The sequence below is a fragment of the Aeromicrobium senzhongii genome (assembly GCF_014334735.1).
GTDB lineage: Bacteria > Actinomycetota > Actinomycetes > Propionibacteriales > Nocardioidaceae > Aeromicrobium > Aeromicrobium senzhongii.
The window spans coordinates 1385208-1409775 of the sequence record NZ_CP060587.1 but is presented as its reverse complement, the minus strand read 5'-3'; the positions used below and the strand labels follow the sequence as shown (position 1 = coordinate 1409775).

The 24568-nt window shown below is 70.0% G+C and carries 24 protein-coding genes and 1 pseudogene; 7 read left to right on the top strand and 18 right to left on the bottom strand.

Going from position 1 to position 24568, the window contains the following annotated elements; translation table 11 throughout:
- From metK to H9L21_RS07080, 6 genes are all read right to left on the bottom strand, one after another.
- Nucleotides 1-1188 (bottom strand): methionine adenosyltransferase, encoded by a 1188-nt coding sequence (gene metK / locus H9L21_RS07105; protein WP_187411895.1) that lies wholly within the window; start codon nucleotides 1186-1188, stop codon nucleotides 1-3.
- Between the two features lie 78 nt (nucleotides 1189-1266).
- Nucleotides 1267-2469: a bifunctional phosphopantothenoylcysteine decarboxylase/phosphopantothenate--cysteine ligase CoaBC gene (gene coaBC / locus H9L21_RS07100; protein ID WP_154595107.1), complete on the bottom strand. Its 1203-nt coding sequence runs from the start codon at nucleotides 2467-2469 to the stop codon at nucleotides 1267-1269.
- Between the two features lie 10 nt (nucleotides 2470-2479).
- Nucleotides 2480-2770: a DNA-directed RNA polymerase subunit omega gene (gene rpoZ, locus H9L21_RS07095; RefSeq protein ID WP_187411894.1), complete on the bottom strand. Its 291-nt coding sequence runs from the start codon at nucleotides 2768-2770 to the stop codon at nucleotides 2480-2482.
- A gap of 26 nt (nucleotides 2771-2796) precedes the next feature.
- The gene (gene gmk, locus H9L21_RS07090; RefSeq protein WP_222865873.1) at nucleotides 2797-3393 is read right to left on the bottom strand and encodes a guanylate kinase; all 597 of its coding nucleotides are present in this window, start codon (nucleotides 3391-3393) and stop codon (nucleotides 2797-2799) included.
- Nucleotides 3386-3706, bottom strand: a complete 321-nt coding sequence (mihF, locus tag H9L21_RS07085) for an integration host factor, actinobacterial type (RefSeq protein ID WP_187411893.1) — start codon at nucleotides 3704-3706, stop codon at nucleotides 3386-3388. Before mihF ends, gmk begins: the two co-directional genes overlap by 8 nt.
- A gap of 10 nt (nucleotides 3707-3716) precedes the next feature.
- Nucleotides 3717-4148, bottom strand: a complete 432-nt coding sequence (locus tag H9L21_RS07080; RefSeq protein WP_154595109.1) for a hypothetical protein — start codon at nucleotides 4146-4148, stop codon at nucleotides 3717-3719.
- Nucleotides 4149-4251: 103 nt separating this feature from the next.
- On the opposite strand from H9L21_RS07080, the gene H9L21_RS07075 reads away from it, so the two are divergent.
- Genes H9L21_RS07075 through H9L21_RS07060 form a run of 4 tightly spaced genes read left to right on the top strand, consistent with a single transcriptional unit; the run spans nucleotide 4252 to nucleotide 9386 of the window.
- Nucleotides 4252-4848 carry an RNA polymerase sigma factor gene (locus H9L21_RS07075; protein WP_255467395.1) on the top strand — a complete coding sequence of 199 codons (597 nt, stop codon included), beginning with the start codon at nucleotides 4252-4254 and terminating at the stop codon, nucleotides 4846-4848.
- Nucleotides 4845-5291 (top strand): hypothetical protein, encoded by a 447-nt coding sequence (locus H9L21_RS07070; RefSeq protein WP_154595111.1) that lies wholly within the window; start codon nucleotides 4845-4847, stop codon nucleotides 5289-5291. Before H9L21_RS07075 ends, H9L21_RS07070 begins: the two co-directional genes overlap by 4 nt.
- 8 nt (nucleotides 5292-5299) lie before the next feature.
- A complete protein-coding gene (locus tag H9L21_RS07065) occupies nucleotides 5300-6928 on the top strand; it encodes a S8/S53 family peptidase (protein ID WP_154595112.1) in 1629 nt (542 codons plus the stop codon).
- Nucleotides 6929-6935: 7 nt separating this feature from the next.
- Entirely contained in the window at nucleotides 6936-9386 is a 2451-nt protein-coding gene (locus H9L21_RS07060) for a CHAT domain-containing protein (RefSeq protein WP_187411892.1), read from the top strand.
- On the opposite strand, the gene pyrF is transcribed toward H9L21_RS07060, so the two are convergent.
- From pyrF to pyrR, 6 genes are read right to left on the bottom strand one after another with little or no spacing between them, the layout of a single operon-like run.
- Nucleotides 9387-10208 (bottom strand): orotidine-5'-phosphate decarboxylase, encoded by an 822-nt coding sequence (gene pyrF / locus H9L21_RS07055; RefSeq protein ID WP_154595114.1) that lies wholly within the window; start codon nucleotides 10206-10208, stop codon nucleotides 9387-9389. It abuts the gene before it with no gap.
- On the bottom strand, nucleotides 10205-13519 hold the full coding sequence (gene carB / locus H9L21_RS07050) for a carbamoyl-phosphate synthase large subunit (RefSeq protein ID WP_187411891.1): 3315 nt from the start codon (nucleotides 13517-13519) through the stop codon (nucleotides 10205-10207). Before carB ends, pyrF begins: the two co-directional genes overlap by 4 nt.
- Nucleotides 13503-14627 (bottom strand): glutamine-hydrolyzing carbamoyl-phosphate synthase small subunit, encoded by a 1125-nt coding sequence (carA, locus tag H9L21_RS07045; RefSeq protein ID WP_187411890.1) that lies wholly within the window; start codon nucleotides 14625-14627, stop codon nucleotides 13503-13505. The genes carB and carA overlap by 17 nt, the downstream gene beginning before the upstream one ends.
- The gene (locus tag H9L21_RS07040) at nucleotides 14624-15901 is read right to left on the bottom strand and encodes a dihydroorotase (protein ID WP_154595115.1); all 1278 of its coding nucleotides are present in this window, start codon (nucleotides 15899-15901) and stop codon (nucleotides 14624-14626) included. Before H9L21_RS07040 ends, carA begins: the two co-directional genes overlap by 4 nt.
- Nucleotides 15898-16830 (bottom strand): aspartate carbamoyltransferase catalytic subunit, encoded by a 933-nt coding sequence (locus tag H9L21_RS07035; protein ID WP_154595116.1) that lies wholly within the window; start codon nucleotides 16828-16830, stop codon nucleotides 15898-15900. Before H9L21_RS07035 ends, H9L21_RS07040 begins: the two co-directional genes overlap by 4 nt.
- Entirely contained in the window at nucleotides 16827-17384 is a 558-nt protein-coding gene (pyrR, locus tag H9L21_RS07030; RefSeq protein ID WP_439647307.1) for a bifunctional pyr operon transcriptional regulator/uracil phosphoribosyltransferase PyrR, read from the bottom strand. Before pyrR ends, H9L21_RS07035 begins: the two co-directional genes overlap by 4 nt.
- A 350-nt stretch (nucleotides 17385-17734) precedes the next feature.
- Between pyrR and H9L21_RS07025 the strand changes: the two genes are divergently transcribed.
- Together H9L21_RS07025 and H9L21_RS07020 are read left to right on the top strand one after the other, a co-directional pair.
- On the top strand, nucleotides 17735-18106 hold the full coding sequence (locus H9L21_RS07025) for a hypothetical protein (protein WP_154595117.1): 372 nt from the start codon (nucleotides 17735-17737) through the stop codon (nucleotides 18104-18106).
- Nucleotides 18107-18223: 117 nt separating this feature from the next.
- Nucleotides 18224-18781, top strand: a complete 558-nt coding sequence (locus H9L21_RS07020) for a hypothetical protein (RefSeq protein WP_154595118.1) — start codon at nucleotides 18224-18226, stop codon at nucleotides 18779-18781.
- Between the two features lie 20 nt (nucleotides 18782-18801).
- Here H9L21_RS07020 and H9L21_RS07015 read toward each other — a convergent pair whose 3' ends face one another.
- The 3 genes and pseudogenes from H9L21_RS07015 to H9L21_RS07010 form a co-directional block, all read right to left on the bottom strand.
- Entirely contained in the window at nucleotides 18802-19749 is a 948-nt protein-coding gene (locus H9L21_RS07015) for a DUF2510 domain-containing protein (RefSeq protein WP_187411889.1), read from the bottom strand.
- 73 nt (nucleotides 19750-19822) lie between these two features.
- Nucleotides 19823-20095, bottom strand: a pseudogene (locus tag H9L21_RS15600) (DUF6281 family protein); the annotation flags it as partial.
- Nucleotides 20096-20223: 128 nt separating this feature from the next.
- On the bottom strand, nucleotides 20224-20904 hold the full coding sequence (locus H9L21_RS07010) for a DUF2238 domain-containing protein (protein WP_154595120.1): 681 nt from the start codon (nucleotides 20902-20904) through the stop codon (nucleotides 20224-20226).
- A 343-nt stretch (nucleotides 20905-21247) separates the two neighbouring features.
- Between H9L21_RS07010 and H9L21_RS07005 the strand changes: the two genes are divergently transcribed.
- Nucleotides 21248-21715 carry an SAM-dependent methyltransferase gene (locus tag H9L21_RS07005; protein ID WP_154595121.1) on the top strand — a complete coding sequence of 156 codons (468 nt, stop codon included), beginning with the start codon at nucleotides 21248-21250 and terminating at the stop codon, nucleotides 21713-21715.
- Between the two features lie 6 nt (nucleotides 21716-21721).
- On the opposite strand, the gene H9L21_RS07000 is transcribed toward H9L21_RS07005, so the two are convergent.
- The 3 genes from H9L21_RS07000 to H9L21_RS06990 all read right to left on the bottom strand — a co-directional run bounded on the left by H9L21_RS07000 (nucleotide 21722) and on the right by H9L21_RS06990 (nucleotide 24498).
- Entirely contained in the window at nucleotides 21722-22672 is a 951-nt protein-coding gene (locus tag H9L21_RS07000) for a class II glutamine amidotransferase (RefSeq protein WP_154595122.1), read from the bottom strand.
- 165 nt (nucleotides 22673-22837) lie between these two features.
- Nucleotides 22838-23602 (bottom strand): ABC transporter permease, encoded by a 765-nt coding sequence (locus H9L21_RS06995; protein ID WP_154595123.1) that lies wholly within the window; start codon nucleotides 23600-23602, stop codon nucleotides 22838-22840.
- Nucleotides 23599-24498 carry an ABC transporter ATP-binding protein gene (locus H9L21_RS06990; RefSeq protein ID WP_154595124.1) on the bottom strand — a complete coding sequence of 300 codons (900 nt, stop codon included), beginning with the start codon at nucleotides 24496-24498 and terminating at the stop codon, nucleotides 23599-23601. Before H9L21_RS06990 ends, H9L21_RS06995 begins: the two co-directional genes overlap by 4 nt.
- Nucleotides 24499-24568: the final 70 nt, after the last annotated feature.

Below are 24568 nucleotides of genomic sequence, written 5' to 3'. Positions count from 1 at the left end.
TCAGAGGCCGGCTGCCGCGCGCAGGGCGTCGGCGCGGTCCGTGCTCTCCCACGGCAGGCCCGGGCGGCCGAAGTGACCGTAGGCGGCCGTCGCGGCGTAGATCGGACGCAGCAGGTCCAGGTCGCGCACGATCGCGGCCGGACGCAGGTCGAAGACCTCGAGCACGGCGTCGCGGATGGTGTCGACCGGGACGGTCTCGGTACCGAACGTGTCGACGTAGAAGCCGACGGGGCGGGCGACGCCGATCGCGTAGGCGACCTGGACCTCGGCCTTGGTCGCCAGACCCGAGGCGACGATGTTCTTGGCGACCCAACGCATCGCGTAGGCGGCCGAGCGGTCGACCTTGCTCGGATCCTTGCCGCTGAAGGCGCCACCGCCGTGACGGGCGTAGCCGCCGTAGGTGTCGACGATGATCTTGCGGCCGGTCAGGCCGGCGTCGCCCATGGGGCCGCCGATGACGAACTTGCCGGTCGGGTTGATGTGCGACTTGTAGTTCGACGCGTCGATGTCGTACTGGCTCAGGACCTCGTCGATGACGTGCTTCTTGAGGTCGGCGGGCAGCTGGGTCTCGAGGTCGACGCCCTCTTCGTGCTGGGTCGAGATGACGATGGCCTCGACGCGGACGGGCCGGTCGTTGTCGTCGTACTCGATGGTGACCTGGGTCTTGCCGTCAGGACGCAGGTACGGGAGCGTGCCGTCCTTGCGGACCTTGGTCAGCTGCTCGGAGAGGCGGTGCGCGATCGTGATCGGCAGCGGCATCAGCTCAGGCGTCTCGTCGCACGCGAAGCCGAACATCAGGCCCTGGTCGCCGGCGCCCTGCAGGTCGAGCGGGTCGGTGGCGCCGCCGACGCGGGCCTCCTCGGCCGTGTCGACGCCCTGGGCGATGTCGGGCGACTGCGCGTCCAGCGTGACCTGCACGGCGCAGGACTCGCCGTCGAAGCCCTTGGTGGACGAGTCGTAGCCGATCTCGAGCACGCGGTCACGGGCGATCCGTGCGATGTCGGCGTAGGCCTCGGTGGTGACCTCGCCGCCCACCAGGACCAGACCGGTGGTCACGAACGTCTCCGCGGCGACACGGCTCTTGGGGTCCTGCGCGAGCAGGGCGTCCAGGATGCTGTCGCTGATCTGGTCGGCGATCTTGTCCGGGTGACCCTCGGTCACGGACTCGGAGGTGAAAAGACGGCTCACGGTTACCTCTCTGGCTGATGGGCTACGACGTCGCGGACGTCGTGTCGACTGTAGTGGGCGTACGGTGACGCGCCCGGTTCATTCCACCCGTTGGACGACCGCGTCCCAGATGGCGTGGGCGATTTCGCCCTTCGCCGCCCGGGGCACCGGCTGCTCGGATCCATCGTCGGACAAGATGGTGACTTCGTTGTCGGGGCGCCCGAACACGCGCTCGGATCCGACGTCGTTGACCACGAGCAGGTCGCAGCCCTTGCGGGCCAACTTGGCGCGGGCGTGGTCCAGGACCGTGCCGTTCGCGTCGCCGGTCTCGGCGGCGAAGCCGGCGATGACCGGGGATCGCCCCGTGCGGGTGCGCACGAGTTCGACGAGGATGTCGGGATTCTCGGTCAGCTCGATCGTGGGCGCGACGCCGTCGGCCTGCTTCTTGATCTTGGCGTCGGCCATCGAGACGGGCCGGAAGTCGGCCGGGGCGGCCGCCATGACGACGGCGTCGGCCGACGCGGAGGCCTTGAGCATCGCCTCGCGCAGCTCGGCGGTCGTGACGACACGCACGACCTCGGCACCGGCCGGGACGTCGAGGCTGACGTTGGCGGCGACGAGCGTGACGGAGGCGCCGCGGGCCAGCGCGGCCTCGGCCAGGGCGATCCCCTGGCGGCCCGACGACCGGTTGCCCAGGAAGCGCACCGGATCGAGGAACTCGCGGGTGCCGCCGGCCGAGACGACGACGTGCCGGCCGGCGAGATCGCGCGGACGCCCGTGCAGGACCTGCAGGCAGAAGGCGAAGATCGCCTCGGGATCGGGCAGGCGTCCCGGACCGGTGTCGGTGCCGGTGAGGCGCCCGGAGTCGGGGTCGATCACCAGGACGCCGCGCTCACGCAGCGTCTCGACGTTGGCGACGGTGGCCGGGTGCTGCCACATCTCGGTGTGCATGGCCGGGGCCATGACCACCGGACACCGCGCCGTCAGCAAGGTGTTGGTCAACAGGTCGTCGGCCAGTCCGTGGGCGGCCCGCGCCAGGGTGTTGGCGGTGGCCGGCACCACGACGACGAGGTCAGCGGTCTGGCCGAGCTTGACGTGCGGGACCTCGGGGACGTTCTCGAAGACGCCGGTCTGGACCGGGTGGCCCGACAGCGCCTCCCACGTCGGCGCGCCGACGAACTCGAGTGCGGCATCGGTGGGGACGACGCGGACGTCGTGCCCCGCCTCGGTGAAGAGCCGCAGCAGCAGCGCCGCCTTGTAGACGGCGACGCCTCCGGTGACGCCGAGGACGATGCGACTCATCGCGAGAGGCTCAGGCCTCGTCGGTGGACGCGGCGGCGTCGGGCGTGATGTCCTCGACGGTCAGCAGGCCGGCGTTGATCTCGCGCAGCGCGATCGACAGGGGCTTCTCCTGGACCTGCGTCTCGAGCAGCGGGCCGACGTACTCGAGCAGGCCCTCGCCCAGCTGGGAGTAGTAGGCGTTGATCTGACGGGCGCGCTTGGCGCTGTACAGGACCAGCTTGTACTTGGAGTCCGCCTTCTCGAGCAGGTCGTCGATCGGCGGGTTGGTGATGCCTTCGGCAGCAGAACGTGTCGTGGACACTCAGAATCTCCAGAAGTGTGGTGGGGTCACCCGGCAGGGTCGGCCGTCGGGTGGGATCTGAACAAGTCTACCAACTCGCGCCCCGCTTCATCGACTTCGGTGTTGACGATGGTGGTGTCGAACTCCGAGACCGCCGCCAACTCCTCGCGCGCCGTCTCCAGGCGTCGCTCGCGCTCGGCCTCGGTCTCGGTGCCGCGCCCGACGAGGCGCTTGACCAGTTCCTCCCAGCTGGGCGGTGCCAGGAACACCAGGTACGCCTCGGGCATGTGCTCGCGCACCTGGCGAGCGCCCTGCAGGTCGATCTCGAGCAGGACCGACTCGCCCTCGGCCAGTTTCGCCTCGACCGCGGCGCGCGGGGTGCCGTAGCGGTTGACCCCGTGGACGACGGCCCACTCGAGCAGACCGTCGGTGGCGACCAGCCGGTCGAACTCCTCGTTCGAGACGAAGTGGTAGTGCTTGCCGTCGATCTCGCCGGGGCGCGGCGGACGCGTCGTCGCCGAGACCGACATCCAGATCTCGGGGTGGTGCTCGCGCACCCACGCCGCCACGGTGCCCTTGCCGACGGCGGTCGGGCCGGCCAGGACGATCAGTCGGCCGCGCACGGCCCCGTGCCGGTCAGCCACGACGGGCGATCTCGGCGATGAGGCCCTTGGCCTGGTTGGCCCCGAGGCCGCGCAGGCGCCGGCTCTGGGCGATCTTGAGGTCGTCCATGATCTGCTGGGCGGTCAGCTTGCCGATGCCCGGGATGCTCTGCAGCAGGTCGAGCACCTTGATCTTGGCGATCGCCTCGTTGCGCTCGGCCTCGGCGAGCACCTGGGCGACCGAGGCACCGGAGTGACGCAGCCGGTTCTTCACCTCGGCGCGCACCTGGCGCGCCTCGGCAGCCTTGGCCAGCGCCTGGCGGCGCTGTTCGTCGGTCAGTTCGGGCAGTGCCACGATCAACTCCTCACTTCTGGGACAGGTCGATGCCGCACTCGGCGTCCACGTTCTCGACGACCGTGACCCGCTGGGACTTCGTGTCGTTGAAGGCCTCGTGGGCCGCGGTGATGCGGTCGATGTCCTCCTTGGACAACGCGTTCACCTTCACCTCGTCCTTCATGTCCTGGAGGCGGAAGTCGGCCTTGCGGTGCGCGACGACGACCCTGCGGGTGGCCTTGGCGATCGCCTGCCACTCCTTCTTGACCTCCGCCGGTGCGACCTCGGCGATGTCCTGCGTGACCTCGGCGTACGAGGCGAAGGCGGTGTCGGTCTGCTTGCCGAAGGAGGTCAACGGCTCCTTGGCCTCGTCGATCGCGTCGCAGTACGGACCGCCACCGGAGCACCCCGCCACCGTGCCGAGACCGAGGACCAGGCAGAGCATCAGGATGGGTCGTCGCACCCCGACAGGCTACCTGCGCGGGTCGATTGGACAGCGCTCCGTGTCGGCGTGTATCAGGCCGACCCCTTCTCGACTCGTCCCGGATGTGCGCACAATGAAACCTGTGACCGACAGCAAGTCACACGAACCAGCAGAAGCCGACGACGGCCCGTGGATCCGCTCCGGTGAGGCCTTCGCACGCTGGCGTGACGGAGACCGAGCAGCGATCGACGAGCTCGTGCGCGAGATGACCCCGGTGCTGTGGCACGTGGTCCGCGCCTACCGGCTCGATGAGGACGTCTGCGAGGACGTCATCCAGTTCACCTGGCTGACCCTGGTGCGCAAGGCCGATGCGGTCGAGAACCCCCGCGCCGTGGCGTCGTGGTTGATCATCACCGCCCGGCGCCAGGCGTGGCGCGTCGCCACGCGCAACCGCCGCGAGGACGCCACCGACGACGAGGTGCTGGCGCCGGTCCTGCCGACCACGCGCGCCGCCGAGTCCGAGGCCGTCGAGGCCGACGAGAACCATCGGCTCTGGCACGCGGTCGCGCAGCTGAACGAACGGTGCCAGCGGTTGTTGCGGGTGATCGCGTTCGACGACCGGCCCGACTACCACCACATCTCCGAGGACCTCGGCATGCCCGTGGGCAGCATCGGCCCGACGCGGCGCCGCTGCCTCGAGAAGCTCAAGTCCGTCATCGCCAAGGGGGCCTCGTCATGACTGAACGCGAACCGGTCTTCAGCGACCTCCGGGCCATGTACGAGGCCATCGACCCGCCGCCGGCGCACCTGGCCGACGCCATGATCGCCGTGATCGCCGCCGAGGACCTCGACAACGAGTACGAGTTGCTGAGCCTGGTCAACCGCAGCACGGCACTGGTCGGCACGCGCGGCTCCGGCCCGCTCACGATCGAGTTCGCCTACGACGACGTCACGGTGTTGGTGCGCGTGACCGAGGGACCGACGTCCGACACCCGCCGCATCGACGGCTGGGTCACCCCGGCCCACGACGGCGGGGCCCGGCTCCAGCGCGGAGACGATGCCCTGACGGCCGACCTCGTCGCCGGACGGTTCGAGTTCGACGAGGTGCCCGCCGGCCTGGTGCGCATCTGGTTCGAGGTCGCGGACCGCGACAACCTCGCCACCCCGACCTTCGAGATCTGAGGAGCACCATGGCCCCCGAGGACAACGGCCACCGCCGGACCCCGCGGTTCGAGTCGTTCGACGACTGGACGCGCGCCCGATCGATCGCCGAGGAGCAGGGCCGCCTGCTCGCGGCCGAGTCCGGGGCGCTGGTCGACGGTGTGCGGGCGAACCCGACCGCCTACCTCAGCACCCGGCTCCTGGTGTCGACGCTGATCGACGTCGACGCGGCGATCGCCCTGTTGCGCGATGCCGCGCGGGCGTTCGACTGGCTCGTCGAGGAGGACCCCGACTTCCCCCGCATCACGCTCGACGAGTCACCCCAGGAGCGTCGCGAGCGCCTCGAGCGCTACCCGTGGGCCGCCGGTGTGCTCGGCCTCGCCCGGGTGGTCATCTCGGCCACCCAGAACTCCCCCACGCGCCCGCCGGACGCCTGGACGCTCCTGCAGGCGGCGCGCGCCAGCTCGCCGGACGGCGACCTGCTGCGGGGCATCGGCCTGGACCACGTCCTGTCGACCTCGCCGCTCACCCGCGGGAACCCCCTCACGCGGGGCAACCCGCTCACCCGGGGCAACCCGTTGACCCGAGGCAATCCCCTGACGCGAGGCAACGGAGTCGACTCGTACGCCGACCAGGGCAGCGGGGGCCGTCAACCCGTCTCGTACGTCGGCCCGGCTCCGGGGCGTGCCCCGGACGACCCCGACGGGCCGCGTCGCGCCCGGATCGGAGTGGTCGACACGGGCTGCGGGGCCCATCCCTGGTTCACCGTCGCCGTGCACGACGGCAGCGGGCTGTTGCCGGGCGCGACGATCGGTCGGACCGACACGGCCACCGACCCCGAGTCCGTGGGTGACGTCTCCGGACCGCTGGACGGCTCGCTCGACGAGGCCTCCGGTCACGGCACGTTCATCGTCGGTCTGCTCCATCAGGGTGCGCCCGACGCCGACATCCACTGGTGGCGGGTCCTGGACTCCGACGGCACCACGCCCGAGTCCGACCTCGCGACGGTGCTCATGCGGATCGCCCAGCTGGTGCGCCTCGGCGACACCGGTGGCGGACTCGACCTCGACGTCCTCAACCTCTCGTTCGGGTACTACCACGAGACGCCGGTCGACCACCTCTTCGACCCGACGCTCTACGAGATCCTCGCCGCGATCGGCCGGACCGGAACCGTCGTCGTCTGCTCGTCGGGCAACGACGCCACCACTCGCCCGATGTTCCCGGCGGCGTTCGCGCCGTGGGACGGCGCCGACCAGATCGTGGTCCACGACCCCCGCAGCACTCCGATCGTGGCGGTGGGCGCGCTCAACCCGAACGCCGTCACCGACGCGCTGTACTCGAACGCCGGGCCCTGGGTCGCCGTGCATCGCCCCGGCTCGTCCCTGGTCAGCACCGTGCCACCGTTCCAGGGCGGACTCGAGCCCGTCGCTCGGATCCGCCATGGCTCGCGGGTCCGCGAGGCGATCGACCCGGACGACTACCGAGGCGGTTTCGCCGTGTGGAGCGGGACCTCGTTCGCCGCCCCCGTGTTCGCGGCGGAGCTCGCCCAGCGTCTCAGCCGCGAACTGCCGCCACCCGACGCACCTGAACGTCCGGCCGAGGAGATCGTCCAGCAGAACGCGTCGGTCGTGGCCAAGCTCGTCGCCGCTCGACCATGATGGAGGCATGCTCACCGCGCAGGAGCTGCACCGTCGGGGGCTCGAACACCTCCACCAGTGGCGGTACGCCTCGGCACGCCGTGAGTTCCAGCGCGCCCTGACCCGCGACCCGTCGCTGGAGTTGCAGGCGCGGATCCTGGTCAGCCTGGCCCTGGCAGTGACGGAGCTGGGCGAGCCCGAGACAGGTCTCGAACTGTGCGGGCAGGCCCATGGCCTCGGCGTCGACTCGCCGCAGGTCACCGCGCTCATCACGAGCCAGGAGGCGGCGCTGCACCAGCGGCGCGGCGAGTACGACCGATCCTTGGCGCTCTACGAGCAGTCGATCGACCACCTGCCCGACGCGTCCTTGGAGCTCGCCAACAGCCTCAACGATCTGGGTGTCGTCCGGCTGCGACTCGGCGACTTCGCCGCGGCCGAGCGCGACTTCGCCCGCGCCGCTGCCGCCTTCCAGCAACTCGGCGACGCGGTGGGCCACGCGACGGCGCAGCACAACAGCGGTTATGCGGCGATGCGCCGGTGGGACCTCGCCACCGCACTGCGCCTGATGGAGGCGGCACGTCCCGTCCTGGCCGAGGGCTCGCAGGTGGCGCTGGCGCTCGTCGACCAGGACCGGGCCGAGGCACTGCTCAATGCCGGCATGGCCAGCGAGGCGATCGGCCTGCTGGAGGCCAGCGCCGCGATCCTGGGACGACACCGCCACCACCAGATGCGGGCGGAGTGCGACCTGGTCGCCGCCCGAGCCCTGCTGGCCACGGACCCGCAGCGGTCCCGGCGACTCGCGCGCCTCACGGCACAGCGACTGCGCCGGATCGGGAGCGAGTCATGGGCTCTTCGCGCCGAGATCCTCGAGGCGGTCGCGCAGGCGCGCATCGCCACCGTGCCCGCGGCCTGGTTGCCGGAGACGGACCGGTTGGCTGCCGCCCTGCGCGAGCGCCGCCTCGATCACGAGGCACAGTTGCTCGATCTCAACGCTGCCCGCGCCGCGATCGCCGTGGGCGACCTGACCGCGGCACGGACGCGGATGCAGCGCAGCCGCACCACCAGCACCGACTCCCTCACCGAGCGGCTGCTCGAGCGGGCCGCGATGGCCGATCTCGCACTGGCTGAGGGGTCCCGTGACGACGCCTTGGCGCACCTGCGCGCGGGGCTGGGTCTCCTCCACGACTGGCAGTCGACGTTCGGCAGCCTCGACATGATGAGCTCGGTGGTCGGCCACGGCCGCGGACTCGCCGCATCGGGCATCCGCCTGACGCTGGACGGCGGATCGCCCGAGCTGGTCTTCGAGTGGTCGGAGCGCGCCCGGGCGCTGACGACACGGGTCGTTCCCGTGCGACCGCCCCGCGACGGCGCCACGGCCGCAGACCTGATGGAGATCCGTGCGCTGACCGTGGCCGAGCCCGAACCGGACACGAGCGCGGCCCGGCGACTCGAGAACCTGCGCGAGCGCGTCCGGCAACGGGCGTGGCTGGACGCGGGCTCCGGCGAGGTGAACGAGATCTGCGCGCTCGACGACCTCGAACGGGCGCTCGGTCACGACAGCGCCCTGGTCAGCTACGTGTGGGACGGCGCCGCGCGGATCAGCGCCCTCGTCGTCACCGATGCGGCCCGATCCGTGGTCGACCTGGGCGCGTCCGGTCCGATCCTGCGCCTGCTCGGCGGCCTGCGTGCGGACCTCGACGTCAGCGCAGGGCGCTCCGGTGACGCCATCGCTCGCGTGGTGCGGGCAGGTCTGCTGCGTCGTCTGGGTGAGGTGGGCGATGCGCTGGTCGCGCCGCTCCTCGACCGGGTCGGCGATCGGCGCGTCGTCGTCACCCAGGCCGGCGTCCTCGCCGGCATCCCGTGGTCGATGCTTCCCGGCTTCGCGGGACGGCCCGTCACGGTCGCCTCCGCGGCCACCCGCTGGCTGGCCACCCGCGGCCTGCCGCAGCCGCGCCGAGCAGCCTTCGTGGCCGGGCCCGAGGTGGTCCGCGCCATGGAGGAGGTCAAGCAGTCGGCGGCGCGATGGCCGCGAGCAGTGACGCTCACCGACGACGCAGCGACGGTCGCCGCCACCTTGGCCGCCGCGGGACAGGTCGACCTGCTGCACATCTCCGCGCATGGCCGCCACGCGGTGGAGAACCCCCTCTTCTCGGGTCTCCGGCTGGCCGACGGCCCCCTCTTCGGCTACGACCTCGACGAACTGGCCCGAGTGCCCGACGTGGTGATCCTCTCGGCCTGTGAGGTGGGCCGCTCGACCCAGCGCTGGGCCGAGGAGTCGCTCGGCATGGTCAACGCATGGCTGCACGCGGGCGCCCGCTGCGTCATCGCCTCGCCGGCCGCCGTCGCCGACGACGAGGCCTGCGAGCTCCTGCAGGACGTACACCGGCTCATGGCCGGTGGCACTCCCCCGGCCGTCGCGCTGGCCGAGGCCACGGCCGACCGGCCGACCTCGTTCGTCTGCTTCGGCGCCGGCTGGTGACTAGAGCAGGGACAGCGAGTCGTTCGCCGCAGCGGCAGCGGCACGCAGCGCGATGACGTCGGGGCCCTTCGCCAGCACCTCGCGGGAGGTGCTGGGGATGATCGAGTCGAGGACCGACCCGAACAGCTCGCGCAGGTGCTCGACCGTGCCGCCCTGGGCGCCGAAGCCCGGCACCAGGATCGGCCCGTTGATGTCCAGGCGCCGCGCGTCGACGTGGGCCACGCGCGCCCCGATGACGGCACCGAAGGAGCCCATCGGCTCGGCACCCTCGTTGGCCAGCGCCAACTGGGCCAGGGTCTGGTCGCCGACCGTCATCCCCGACGAGGTCGTCGCGGTCTGCAGGCGGATCGCCTCGGGGTTCGAGGTGAACGCCAGCACGAACACGCCGGCGTCGTTCTTCTCGGCGGCCGCGAAGAACGGCGTCAGCGACCCGAAGCCCAGGTACGGGCTGACGGTGATCGCGTCGGCGGCCATCGGGGCGTCGTCGTCGAGGTAGGCGTCGGCGTAGGCCTCGGTGGTGCTGCCGATGTCCCCGCGCTTGACGTCCAGGATCGTCAACGACCCGGTGTGCCGCAGGTCCTGCAGCGTGCGCTCGAGGATGGCGACGCCGCGGGCGCCGAAGCGCTCGAAGAAGGCCGACTGCGGCTTCACGAACGCGACCTTGCCGGCGAACGCCTCGACGCAGGTGGCGGCGAACCGATCGAGTCCCTCGACCGAGTCCTCCAGCCCCCACTCCTCGAGCAGATGAGGGTGGGGGTCGATGCCGACGCACAGCGGACCGTACGCCTGCATCGCCACCTGGGCGCGACTGCCGAAGCTCATCGCGTCACCGTCTCCGCCCAGGACTGCAGCGAGCGGACGCCGATGCTGCCGGCGATCTCGGCCTCGATGCCCTGGACCGCGGCGGCGAGCGCCTGCACCGTCGTGAGGCACGGGATGCCCTCGGCCACGGCGGCCGTGCGGATCTCGTAGCCGTCGATGCGCGCGTTCACACCGCTGCCCAGGCCGTGCGGGGTGTTGACGATCAGCTGGACCTCGCGGTCGTTGATCTTCTCGACCACGGTGCTGCCGGTCGAGCCCTCCTCGTGCAGCTTGCGCAGGACCGTGGCCTGGACGCCGTTGCGCTGCAGGACCTCGGCCGTGCCGCTGGTGGCCAGGATCTCGAAGCCGAGATCGGCCAGACGCTTGATCGGGAAGATCATGTGGCGCTTGTCGCGGTTGGCCACCGACACGAACACCGTGCCCGAGGTGGGCAGGCCGTTCTGCGGACCGGACGCGGACTGGCTCTTGGCGAACGCCGAGCCGAACGAGGCGTCGATGCCCATGACCTCGCCGGTCGAGCGCATCTCGGGGCCGAGCAACGTGTCGACATATCGACCGTCGTAGGTCCGGAAGCGGTTGAACGGCATGACCGCCTCCTTGACCGCGATCGGCGCGGTGGCCGGCAGTCGGCCTCCGTCACCCTCGGCGGGCAGGACACCGGCGGTGCGCAGGTCGGCGATGGACTCGCCGAGCATGATCCGGGCGGCGGCCTTGGCCAGCGGCGTCGCGGTCGCCTTGGAGACGAACGGCACGGTGCGCGAGGCGCGCGGGTTGGCCTCGAGCACGTAGAGCGTGTCCGAGCTGAGCGCGAACTGGATGTTCAGCAGGCCGTGGACGCCGACACCGCGGGCGATCGCCTCGGTCGAGGCGCGGATCCGGTCGATCTCGAGACTGCCCAGGGTGATCGGGGGCAGGGCGCACGCCGAGTCGCCGGAGTGGACCCCGGCCTCCTCGATGTGCTCCATGACGCCGCCGAGGAACAGCTCCTCGCCGTCGAACAGCGCGTCGACGTCGATCTCCACCGCGTCGTCGAGGAAGCGGTCGACCAGCACGGGCCGGTCGGGCGAGATCTCGGTGGCGTTCTCGATGTAGGACGAGAGCGACTCCTCGTCGTACACGATCTCCATACCGCGGCCGCCGAGCACGTAGGACGGGCGCACCAGGACCGGGTAGCCGATCTCGTCGGCGATGCGCTTGGCACCGTCGAACGTGGTGGCGGTGCCGTGCTTGGGTGCGGGCAGACCGGCCTCGGCCAGGACGCGGCCGAAGGCACCGCGCTCCTCGGCCAGGTCGATCGCCTCGGGCTGGGTGCCCACGACGGGCACGCCGTTGGCCTTGAGCCCGGCTGCGAGGCCCAGCGGAGTCTGGCCGCCGAGCTGCACGACGACGCCCGCGATGGGGCCGGCCTGCGACTCGGCGTGCACGACCTCGAGCACGTCCTCGAGCGTCAGCGGCTCGAAGTACAGCCGGTCGCTCGTGTCGTAGTCGGTCGAGACGGTCTCGGGGTTGCAGTTGACCATGACGGTCTCGTACCCGGCATCGGACAGCGCGAGCGACGCGTGGACGCACGAGTAGTCGAACTCGATGCCCTGGCCGATGCGGTTCGGGCCGGAGCCCAGGATCAGCACCGCCGGACGCTCACGCGGCTCGACCTCGGTCTCCTCGTCGTAGGACGAGTAGTGGTACGGCGTCTTGGCCGCGAACTCGGCCGCGCAGGTGTCGACGGTCTTGTAGACCGGACGGACGCCCAGGGCGTGCCGGACGCCGCGGACAACGTCCTCGGACATGCCGCGGATGCGACCGATCTGCGCGTCGGAGAAGCCGTGGCGCTTGGCGTGGCGCAGCAGGTCGGGCGTCAGCCGCTCGGCCGCCGTCAGCTCGGCCGCGACCTCGTTGAGCAGCGCCAACTGGTCGACGAACCACGGGTCGATGCGAGTGGCCTCGAAGACCTCGTCGGCGGTGGCGCCGGCACGCAGCGCGTCCATGACCAGCTTGAGCCGGCCGTCGTGCGGCACGGAGGCGCGCTGCAGCAGGTCGTCCTTGTCCAGGTCGACCCACTCGCGCTCCCACGAGAACGCGGCGGCGGGCCGGTCGAGCGAGCGCAGCGCCTTCTGCAGGGCCTCGGTGAAGTTGCGGCCGATCGCCATGGCCTCGCCGACGGACTTCATGTGCGTCGTCAGCGTGGCGTCGGCGGCCGGGAACTTCTCGAACGCGAACCGCGGCACCTTGACGACGACGTAGTCCAGGCTCGGCTCGAAGCTGGCCGGGGTCTCCTGCGTGATGTCGTTGGGGATCTCGTCGAGCGTGTAGCCGATGGCGACCTTGGCGGCGATCTTGGCGATCGGGAAGCCGGTGGCCTTCGACGCCAGCGCCGAGGAGCGCGAGACGCGGGGGTTCATCTCGATGACGACGATGCGGCCGTCCTCGGGGTTGACCGCGAACTGGATGTTGCAGCCGCCGGTGTCGACGCCGACCTCGCGGATGACGCCGATCGAGATGTCGCGCAGGCGCTGGTACTCGACGTCGGTCAGCGTCATGGCCGGGGCGACGGTGATCGAGTCGCCGGTGTGGACGCCCATCGGGTCGAGGTTCTCGATCGAGCAGACGATCACCACGTTGTCGGCGGTGTCGCGCATGACCTCGAGCTCGTACTCCTTCCAGCCGAGGATCGACTCCTCGAGGAGCACCTCGGTGGTGGGGCTGAGCGCCAGGCCGCTGCCGGCGATGCGCAGCAGGTCCTCGTGGTCGTACGCCAGGCCGGAGCCGGAGCCGCCCATCGTGAACGACGGACGAACGACGACCGGGTAGCCGCCGAGCTCCTCGACGCCGGCCTCGCACTCGGCCATCGTGTGGCAGATGACGGACTTGGCGACCTCGGCGCCCCACTCGGCCGGCAGGCCCTCGACGATCCGCTTGAACGACTCGCGGTTCTCGCCCTTCTCGATCGCGTCGATGGACGCGCCGATCAGCTCGACGCCGTACTTCTCGAGGATGCCGCGCTTGTCCAGCTCGATGGCCGCGTTGAGGGCGGTCTGGCCGCCCAGGGTGGCCAGCAGGGCGTCGGGACGCTCCGCGGCGATGACCTTCTCGACGTACTCGGGCGTGATCGGCTCGACGTACGTGGCGTCGGCGAACTCCGGGTCGGTCATGATCGTGGCCGGGTTGGAGTTGACCAAGATGACCCGCAGGCCCTCCTCGCGCAGGACGCGGCAGGCCTGGGTGCCGGAGTAGTCGAACTCGGCCGCCTGGCCGATGACGATCGGGCCGGACCCGATGACGAGAACGGACTCGATGTCAGTGCGCTTCGGCACGAGCTGCCTCCATGAGGTCGGTGAAGCGGTCGAAGAGGTAGCCGGCGTCGTGCGGACCCGCGGCGGCCTCGGGGTGGTACTGGACGCTGAACCCGGGCTGGTCCAGCAGGGCGATGCCCTCGACGACGTCGTCGTTCAGGCACACGTGGGTGACCCGAGCCGGCCCGAAGGGCGTCTCGAAGTCCTCGTCGAGCGGCGCGTCCACGGCGAACCCGTGGTTGTGCGCGGTGATCTCGACCTTGCCCGTCGTGCGGTCCTGCACCGGCTGGTTGACGCCGCGGTGTCCGTACTTGAGCTTGTAGGTGCCGCGTCCGAGGGCGCGGCCGAAGATCTGGTTGCCCAGGCAGATGCCGAAGTACGGCGTGCCACGCTCGAGGACGCCCTGGACCAGTTCGACCTGGTGGTCGGCGGTGGCCGGGTCGCCGGGGCCGTTCGACATGAAGACGCCGTCGGGCTCGATCGCGAGGACCTCGTCGAGCGAGGCCGTGGCGGGCAGCACGTGCACCTCGATGCCGCGCTTGGCCATGAGCTTGGGGGTCATGCCCTTGATGCCCAGGTCGAGCGCGACGACCGTGTACTTCTTCTCACCCTCGGCCGGGACGACGTGCGCCTCGGGGACGGTGACGTCGGCGAGGTAGTTCGAGCCGGTCATGCCCGGCGCCTGCTGCACCTGCTCGAGCAGCTGCTCGGGGTCGAGGACCTCGGTGCTGATGCCGGCGCGCATGGAGCCGCGCTCGCGCAGGTGGCGCGTCAGGGCGCGGGTGTCGATGCCGCTGATGCCGACGACGCCCTGCTCGGCGAGCAGCTCGTCGAGGGTGCGGTCGGAGCGCCAGTTGGAGCGCTGGCGGGCGGGGTCGCGCACGACGTAGCCGTCGACCCAGACCCGGCCGGACTCGAAGTCCTCGGGGTTGGCGCCGGTGTTGCCGATGTGCGGGGCCGTCATGACGACGATCTGGCCGCGGTACGACGGGTCGGTGAGCGTCTCCTGGTAGCCGGTCATGCCGGTGTTGAAGACGATCTCGGCGATGGTGGTGCCGGTCGCGCCGTAGGAGCGGCCGCGGAAGGTGCGTCCGTCCTCGAGCACGAGGATGGCGGGGGTGAACGTCACTGCAGCTTTCCTTCCAGGACGGTGGGCTTGCCGGCGAGGAACGTCGCGACCACGCGGCCGGGAAGTTCCCTTCCGGCGTACGGTGTGTTGCGCGAGAGGCTCGCGGTGTCGGCGGGCTCGATCGTACGCTTCGCCGTCGGGTCGTAGAGCACCACGTGGGCGGGCTCGCCGATCGCCAGCGGGCGGCCGTGGGTGGTGGCTCGGCCGATGCGCGCCGGATTGGCGCTCATCACCTCGGCGACGCGGGCCCAGGTGAGGGCGCCGGTGTCGACCATGGTCTGCTGCACGATCGACAGCGCGGTCTCGAGGCCGATCATGCCGAAGGCCGCGGCCTGCCACTCGCACTCCTTGTCCTCCATGGGGTGCGGGGCGTGGTCGGTGGCGACGATGTCGATCGTGCCGTCGGCCAGGCCCTCGCGGACGGCGAGGACGTCGTCCTTGCTGCGCAGCGGCGGGTTGACCTTGTAGATCGGGTCGTAGCTGCGGACCAGTTCGTCGTCGAGCAGCAGGTGGTGGGGCGTGACCTCGGCGGTGACGTCGATGCCGCGGCTCTTGGCCCAGCGCACGATCTCGACCGAGCCGCGCGTGGACAGGTGGCACACGTGCAGGCGGCTGCCGACGTGCTCGGCCAGCAGGACGTCGCGGGCGATGATCGCCTCCTCGGCGACCGCGGGCCAGCCGGTGAGGCCGAGCTCCCCCGAGAGCGGGCCCTCGTTCATCTGGGCGCCCTCGGTGAGGCGCGGCTCCTGCGCGTGCTGGGCGATGACGCCGTCGAACGCCTTGACGTACTCCAGGGCGCGGCGCATGAGGACGGCGTCGCTGACGCACTTGCCGTCGTCGCTGAAGACGCGGACCTGGGCGGCCGAGTCGGCCATCGCGCCCAGCTCGGCGAGGTGCTCCCCCGCCAGGCCGACGGTGACGGCGCCGATGGGCTGGACGTCGGCGTAGCCGTGCTCGCGACCGAGGCGCCAGACCTGCTCGACGACGCCGGCGGTGTCGGCGACGGGCTCGGTGTTGGCCATCGCGAAGACGCAGGTGAAGCCGCCCTTGGCGGCGGCCTGGGTGCCGGTGAGGACGGTCTCGGCGTCCTCGCGGCCCGGCTCGCGCAGATGGGTGTGCAGGTCGACGAGGCCGGGCAGGGCGATGAGGCCCTCGGCGTCGACGACCTCGTCACCGGTCAGGTCGGTGCCGATCTGAGTGATGACACCGCCCTCCATCAAGATGTCGGCCACCTCGTCGCCCAGGATGCGGGCGCCCTTGATGACGGTGCTCATGCTGTTTCTCCTTCGGTGGCGCCGCCCAGCAGCAGGTACAGGACGGCCATGCGGACGGCGACGCCGTTGGTGACCTGCTCGACGATGACGGACCGGTCGCTGTCGGCGACGTCGGCTCCGATCTCCATGCCGCGGTTCATCGGTCCGGGGTGCATGACGATGGCGTGGTCGGGCAGGCGGTTCATGCGGGCGACGTCGAGCCCGTAGCGTCGGCTGTACTCGCGGGCGCTCGGGAAGTACGAGGCGTTCATCCGCTCGCGCTGGACGCGCAGCATCATCACCGCGTCGGCCTTCTCGAGGCTCGCGTCGAGGTTGTACGAGGTCTGGACGGGCCAGGTCTCGACGCCCACCGGCAGCAGGGTCGGAGGGGCGACGAGCGTGACGTTGGCACCGAGCGTGTCGAGCAGCAGCGCGTTCGAGCGGGCGACGCGACTGTGCAGGACGTCGCCGACGATCGTGACGTTCTTGCCCTCGAGGTCGCCCAGGCGCGAGCGCATCGTGAACGCGTCGAGCAGCGCCTGCGTGGGGTGCTCGTGGGTGCCGTCGCCGGCGTTGACCACCGCGCCGCGCGTCCACTCGGAGGTGGCGAGGCGGTGCGGGGCGCCGGAGGCGTGGTGGCGGATGACGACCGCATCGGCGCCCATGGCCTGCAGGGTCAGCGCGGTGTCCTTGAGGGACTCCCCCTTGCTGACGCTGGAGCCCTTGGCGCTGAAGTTGATGACGTCGGCCGAGAGGCGCTTGGCCGCGGCCTCGAAGCTGATCCGCGTACGGGTCGAGTCCTCGAAGAACAGGTTGACGATCGTGCGGCCGCGCAGGGTGGGCAGCTTCTTGATGGGCCGCTTCGCGACGCTGAGCAGCTGCTCGGCGGTGTCGAGGATCAAGGTGGCCTCGTCGCGGCTCAGGTCGCCGGCGCTCAGGAGGTGCTTCATGCGTCGCTCCCCTCGATCGAGACCGAGTCAGCGGCGCCGTCGGTCTCGGTGAGCCGGACGCGGACCTTCTCGGTCTTCGACGTGGGCAGGTTCTTGCCGACGAAGTCGGCCCGGATCGGCAGCTCGCGGTGGCCGCGGTCGACCAGGACGGCCAGCTGCACGGCCTTCGGGCGACCGAGGTCGCTGAGCGCGTCGAGCGCGGCCCGGATCGTGCGGCCGCTCATCAGCACGTCGTCGACCAGGACGACGACGCGACCGTCGATGTCCTCGGGGACGTTGGTGCGCTCCAGCGCGCGGGGTGCCTTCAGGCGCAGGTCGTCGCGGTACATCGTGACGTCGAGAGCGCCGGGCTTGATGGTGGTCCCCTCGACCTCGGCCATCTTCGCGGCGATCCGCTCGGCGAGTTCGACGCCGCGGGTGGGAATCCCCAGGATCACCACGCCTTCGGCGTCGCGATTTCGCTCGAGGATCTCGTGGGTGATGCGTGTCAGCGCACGCGAGATGTCGGTGGCATCCATGACGGTGCTCAAAGCCGACCTCCTTCTCCGCCTCACAGGACGGTGGTTAAAGGATGGTTCTCGTCGAGGTTATCAGTGCGGACTCACCCGCCCTCCGGGACCCGCCATCGCCCTTGCGAACCCGTCCCCCGTGCGCCACGGCCACAGATGCGTCCCGCCGGATTCCCGCGGGTGGCCCATGATCGGCGAGTCGTTCTCGTTGGTCTCCGAGCACCGGCACCGCGCACGTGCTGACAGACGACGACCCCACCCACGGTGGTCTGCACCACGGTCCCGATGACAAGGGAATCGGTGAAGCCCCACACGACGGTGAGGACTGAAATTGAGCAAGGCTCGGATTTCTTCGAATGGCACCGCAGACTGGTCATTGAGGCGACGATTCGGGCATGGACTTCGCGCGATCGGTCTTGGCCGCACTCGACCCGCTTCTAGTCCCGGTGGGCTTCGCCCCCGGGCAAGCCTCCGATACCCATGTCATCTACTGTGCGGGCCACGACGACCTGAGCGATCGGTTCCCGGGCCTGCCCCAGTCGAACGATCAGCCACGCGACACCGGCGCCTGCATTGACCTTGCAGTCGGACACGGTCGCGGCGTGGAGGTCGACTTCGAGGGCATTTCTCTACCGGACACCTTCCGTGCACTCCGACTCGAGGAGGATGCGTCGAGAGCCGAGGAGCTGGAGGGCGTTCCCTTCGAGGCGGCGATGGCGCCCTTGGCAGAACTCCTCGCACGGCTCCTTCACGCGGCAGCTCCGTGACCACGTCGCCCTAGGTGTCGGACACGCGATGGGCGCCCGGGGCCCATTCCGCCGGGTTGAGGGCACGCCCTCACCCGCGTGCCGCCGAGCGGTGTTCGGGACACAACGGTCCTGGCCGTGGACACTTGGGTCATGTTCTTGGGCGCAGGCGCCGCTGCAGACGCCGGAGACATCCATTTCGATCTCGAACGAGGAACCGAATTTGAGATCGACGGGGACGGGACCCTCCACATTCGAAGCGACTACAGGTCGTTCGCGCTGGCCCCGACCGGCGAGGTCATCGCGCCCATGCCACCGACCGCTCCGCCCCAGGTGTGGTCGTGGTGGTCGGCCAGTGCGTTCTGCTGCGGTGTCGGAATCCTGATGCTCCTCGTGACTTCGGTCGCCCGCGACAATGGCTGGTCGTCGCGGGGGCAGATCGTGACGCTCGTCGCCACCGTGGTCGCGGCGATCGGGATGGTTGCGACGTCGGTCCTGATCTGGCGCCACCGGCGCGAAACCAGGTCGGAGCGGAACGCAGTCGTCGCTTCGGCCAGGAGCGCGACCGGCCTGCCACTCACTCGACGTCAGGCCCGCCGATTCGTCTCGGCGACCAAGGACTACATCGTCGCCGCTGACGGGACGGCCTGGGCAGTTCATGAGAGCAACATCTACCGAGGTGACCGAACGGCCTGAGGTTACGTCACTCCGGGTGTTCAGTCGCACCCAGTGCCGTCGCCGTCCCGGTCCAGCCGGTACGGGTCGCTGCCGGTCACGGCGACCGAGTGGCCGATCTCGCCACAGTCGAGGTCGTCAACGATCGGCAAGCATGGTTCGTACCCGGCCATGCAGTCCTTCGCTGGAGCCTTGGTCTTGCGGGGCTTCTTGACGAGAGGGACCGGTGCCGCAGACTTCCGGCAGTCCGGCTTGGCGGCCGACGCCAAGGCACGGTCGAGACGACGACCCAGGTCCGGGTTCTCATGACGGAACTGATCGAGGTAGCGGCCGTCGCCGAGCCCGCTCTTGGCGAGCTCGACGTTGAGCGACCTGCCCTTCGGATCGAACACCTCGGCGACCGCGCGACCGTACGTGTCGGTCGCGTACGCATCGACCGTGAAGCCGTCGCTGAGGAATTTGCGCGTGAAAGCGGTCGCCTCAGGGCCGCACTTCTCGTTCCGCTCCGGTGTGTTGACGAGCCCCAGGCGGTACTCCTTGCCATCTGATCCCACCCAGGAATCGCCGTCCTTCTGGTCCTTCATGATCAGAAGGACAACGGGTTCTTCTGTTGGTTCCTCGGTGGGCGTGGGAGACGGTTCAGGGCTGGGCGTGGTCTGCTCCGCCGTCGGAGCAGATTCGGTTGCCTGGACGGACTGCGGCTTGGGGTCGTCGGCGGTGTCCGGGGTGGCGGCATTTCCGAGGGCCCCGACCCCCAGGAGTGCAGCGCAGCCGCCCACCACCCAGACCTGCCACCGACGTGTCCACGGAACCTTCGCACTCGCCGAGGACTTCCCGGCTGCGAGACCGGTGGGCGTCGGCTGGTCAGCATCCTGCGCGTGCGGGTAGTTGCTCGCCGTGTGGTCGGTCCACGCCGCACCGTCCCAGTAACGCAGCTCGCCCTGCGCATCTGGATACCAGCCCGCCGGCGGAAGGGGACCGTTCGTCATGGGGCGAGCGTCCCACGGGCGGCCGTCGAGAAATGCCGAATCGAGTAAGAACCGTGCGACGTCGACCATCCAACTGGAAGCGGATGCCGAGGACGTCGCTGGGTGGGTAGCCCGTGAGCTTCCCGGTGGTGATTCGGCGTGGGTGCTCGGGGAACACGGACCCGCGGGCGCCTCTCCCCACGTCGTCGCAGTCAGCCAGTTCTGCCGTCGAGAACTTCGTGGCCGCGTGCTCGGCGATGCCGACGGAGGTGTAGATGATGCCGTCCACTCTCACCTGAGTGTCGCAGTCACTCGCCCCATCGCTGCCGGCCGTCGAACAACCGGTCAGGCCCAGGGAAAGCGCCATAGCAGCGACGGTCACGACGCCAGCCTTCATGATCAGCGGACGGGTCACGTGGCCCGACGACCCGCGCACCGCGCCGGCCACCCAGCGCACGAACACGAGGCGACGGCGACTGGCAGGACCGCTCCTGCTCAGAACCCCGGCTGCCGACTGGCCGGTGGACGTTCGTCGGCCCCCGGGTAGGCCGGCAAGGGCTGCGGCCCCGCGGTCAGAAGGTGGTGGTGCTGCCAAGCCCAGTACACGAGCTGCCCAGCGGCCACCGAGCCGAGCGAACCGAGCGCCATGTCGCCCAGCGTGTCGGCGTACCGGTCGACGATGCCCGAGGTGCTGAGGAAGGCGTAGTACTCGGCGATCTCCCAGACGAGCGCTGCGGTCACCCCGAAGGCCAGGGAGCGCTCGAGCACCTGTGCACGCGTCGCCCGCGGCGGCAGAGTGAGGAGGATGAACGCCGCAGTCAGCACGCCGGTGTTGACGAAGTGCATCAGGTCGTCGAACCGTCGGACCGTGTCGTAGAGATCCATCCGGTTGCCCAGCGTGTCCGTGAAGCAGGTGAGGGTCACCAGCAGGTCCACGAGCCACGGAAACGTCACCCGGCGGCGCCAGATCAGGAACCACGCGGCGGGGATGATGAACGCCGCCAGTGGATAGCCGACCGCCCGCGCGGTGGCGCCCTTGCCCTCGAGGTGGCCGAGCTCGGGGTACCGGAGCGCGGTCATCAGCAGGAGCAGGAGCATCGCCTTGGCCGCCACGTCGAGGACGATGATCACCCCCCGAACCGGAGGGCGGGCCGGAACCACGGTGAGTTCGCTCACGCAACCCACGCTAGCCGGATTTTACGTAAGCGGGCCGAGGAGTCGGGACCCCCGCGGGCATCTGGTGGCACTGCTGGCGGCCACCGACAGCAACCGGGCACCAGTATTGGCCAAGCGGCCGCGTCCTTCCCGCGTGAAGGCGGCGTCGACCGAACGGCAACCGTGTTGGTCAGACAACCGGTCGGAGCTGATCCCCCAGTGCAGGTCTCGCGATCTTCGCGCCCCTGATCATGGCGTTGAGCGGCCCCGACCAGCCGGACGTCAGGCTGACCGACTTCGACGTGGCCCAGGAGCACCCGGCCGAGGGATAGGCGGGTGTCACGTCATCAGTTACAACGTGGGTATGGGCCCTTTCACCATCACCGCCATCGGCTCGGTCCGCAACGACCGAACCGACGTCCAGCACTCGGACCAGTGGGGTGCGGTTCGCAGCACCATCACCGTCGATGAGCGGTTCGGCGACAGGTGCCTCCAGGGCCTGGAGGGGTTCTCGCACGTCGAGGTGCTCTTCGTCTTCGACCAGTTCGAGGAGCTCGACGACCACCGCGAGCCGAAGCCCTACCGCGGTCGCACCGACCTGCCGTCGGTCGGCGTCTTCGCGGGCCGCGCGCCCCGTCGGCCGAACCGCATCGGGGTGACCTGCTGCGCGATCGAGTCGGTCGACGGTCGCGAGCTGACCGTGATCGGCCTCGACGCCGTCGCCGGCACCCCGGTCGTCGACCTCAAACCGGTGATGCGCGAGTTCCTCCCGACAGACGTGCGCCAACCCGAATGGGTTGGCGACGTCATGTCCGAGTACTTCGAGCCCTGAGGCGGTCTACACCTTCAGCTTGTCGACGGTCTTGGTGATCTTCTCGCCGTCCCTCTCCAGGAACACGATCTCGCCGAACTCCAACGTCGACCAGTCCTCGGTGCTCTCGGTCAGCGGCTCGGAGGCGAAGATGACGGAGGTCGCCTCGTCGGCGGTGGTCTCCTCGAAGTCGTACGTCGGGCCGTCGTAGTCGAAGTTGCGACCCATCAGCAGGTACATCGGCTCCAGGAGCATCGAGAGGGCGTAGTCGTCCGTGCCCGGACCGGACTTGCGCAGCTCGCGCCAGTCACCTTCTGGATCCGGCTCTCCCTGGTGCCCGGTTCCGACGTTGACGCCGATGATCCGGTTGGGGGAGACCAGAGCCATCTTCAGCTTGGCCAGCGCCGGCAGATCGAGATCCTCCATCGCCTGCACGAGGAGTCGGATGACCTCCTCGAAGGCGCGCTTCACGTCCTCGTCGCTGTTGCTCTCGAGCACCGAGAGCAGGAGCACGTAGAGGAACTCCGTGTCCGTGGTGCCCACCATCTGCTCGAGGTACTCGTCCTTGCAGTGCTGCAGCAGCTCGCGCTGCAAGAGCTGCCAGTTCGGCACGTCGCCGTTCTGCGCGACGATCCACGGAGTCCCCTCGAAGGAGAACGGGTGGCAGTTCTCGTCGGCCAGCACCGTCTTGGCGTTGTAGTCCGCCGCCCTCACATGGGCGAGCATCGTGCTGACCTGGAGGCTGGGCACGATTCCGGCGACGTTGTCGTCGTAGAAGGCCGCCATCGGCCGGTGGTAGAGGAAGGGCTTCTCCGGCTTGAGCAGGTGCTCGCCCCACGCCCCGAAACCCCAGCCGGCCAGTTGCAGCTGCGGGTGGCGCTCCGGGTCGAGGGACTGGTTGATCAGGCTGTTCTCGGGCTTGATGAGCAGATCCTCAAGCGGAACTTCGGACCCGAGATAGGCGAGAACGCGGCACATGGGCTTCCTTCACTGTTGGGGGCTGACGTGGTGTCGACGCAAGCCTCCCGAGCCTAGGGCCGATCCGCGGCGGCCGCTGAGGACGACGGATGACGGCACCGTTGGACCGGGACCCTCAGCTTCGCTTCGACGACAGGCATGCCCACACGCTGGTGGCGAGTCCGGTCACTTGACCTCGCCATGACGCAGGGACAGCAGTCCGAGGACGAGGGGCGCGACGATCCAGATCATCGTCGTCGAGGCGAGCATCGCCCACTCCTCAGCGGTGTTCGTGGTGCCGTCGAAGAGCACCACCTGCGTCTGGTTCCAGTCGACCCACGGCTGCAGGTCCTCGAACCACGGGCGCACCTGCGCCAGGAGGACGAGGATGCCCGACAGGACGAAGGAGACGACGAAGTAGCCCACGATCGCGGCCGCGGAGTTGCGCAGGACCACGCCGAGGGTGAAGCCGATGCCCATGCCGACGAGGTTGCCGAGCACGATCTGGGGCGCGGCGGTCAGGGAGACGTCCCAGACGGTGTCGACGCCGGCGAGTCCGGGGCCGACGAGGTTCCCGAGGGCGCCCACCGCGAAGGCGACCACCATGGAACCGACGCCCACCAGGAGGGCCGCGATCCCCTTGGCTCCGATCACGCGCCCGCGACTCGGGACCAGGGTGAAGGTCGTGAGCCCACTGCGCTGGCTCCACTCGCTCGTGACGGCCAGGATCGCGATGATCGGCAGGATCACGGACATCGGGAAGCCGATCGCCGTCCCGAAGCTCCAGTAGGTGATGTTGGCGTCGGGAGCGACGACGACGACCGCCACGGTCGAGGCGACCGCCAGGACGCCGATGCTGACGAGCAACCAGAACCCCGAGCGGGTGTCGAACATCTTGCGCAACTCGACTCGGACGAGCCGAGTGATCGGGATGGTGATCGTGGTGGTCATGCTGCGACTCCTTCGCGCTGGGTGTCGGCGGTGAGCGACAGGAACATCTCTTCGAGACCGGCGCCATCGGCCGATCGGAGCTCGGTGAGGGCGATGCCGGCGGTCAGGGCGACGGCTCCCACGCGTGCGGGGTCGGCTTCCGTGCGGACCGAACCGTCGCCGGCGAGCGTGCTGGCGATCCCGGCCTGCTCGAGGGCGTGGGCGAGATCGAGGGGCGAGGTCGAGCGGGCGAGCGTCCCGACCGCCGCGAGGAGTCCCTCCTTCGTACCGGACGCGACGATCCTGCCGTGGCCGATCACGACCAGGTCGTCGGCGATGACCTCGATCTCGTGGAGCAGGTGGGAGGACAGCAGCACGGTGCCGCCGCGGCCGGCGAAGTCCGTCAGCAGGTCGCGCATCCACCGGATCCCCGCGGGGTCGAGCCCGTTGGCGGGCTCGTCGAGGATCAGCACCCGGGGATCCCCGAGCAGTGCGGTGGCGATGCCGAGGCGTTGACGCATCCCGAGCGAGTAGTGGCGCACGCGGCGCCGGGCCTCGGTGGGCGTCAGGCTCACCAGCTCGATCATCTCGTCGACGCGGGCTCGGGGCAGCCCCATCGTGTCGGCGGCCACGGTGAGGATCTCGCGCCCGGTACGGCCGGCGTGCTGTGCCGAGGCGTCGAGGAGGACGCCGACCTCGAGCCCGGGGTTGGGCAGGTCGGTGAACCGGACCCCGTCGATGGTGGCCGAGCCGGACGTCGGGGCGGTCAGTCCGACCATGACGCGCATCGTGGTGGACTTGCCGGCGCCGTTCGGACCGAGGAATCCGGTCACGCGGCCGGGCTGGGCAGTGAAGGAGACGTTGTCGACGGCGGTGAAGCCGGCGTACCTCCGGGTCAGTGACTCGACAGTGATCATGGGTTCCACGCTCGCGGCAACGCGGCGGTCGCGGATCGGTCTGACGGCCCGTCCTGTCCTGACCGAAAGT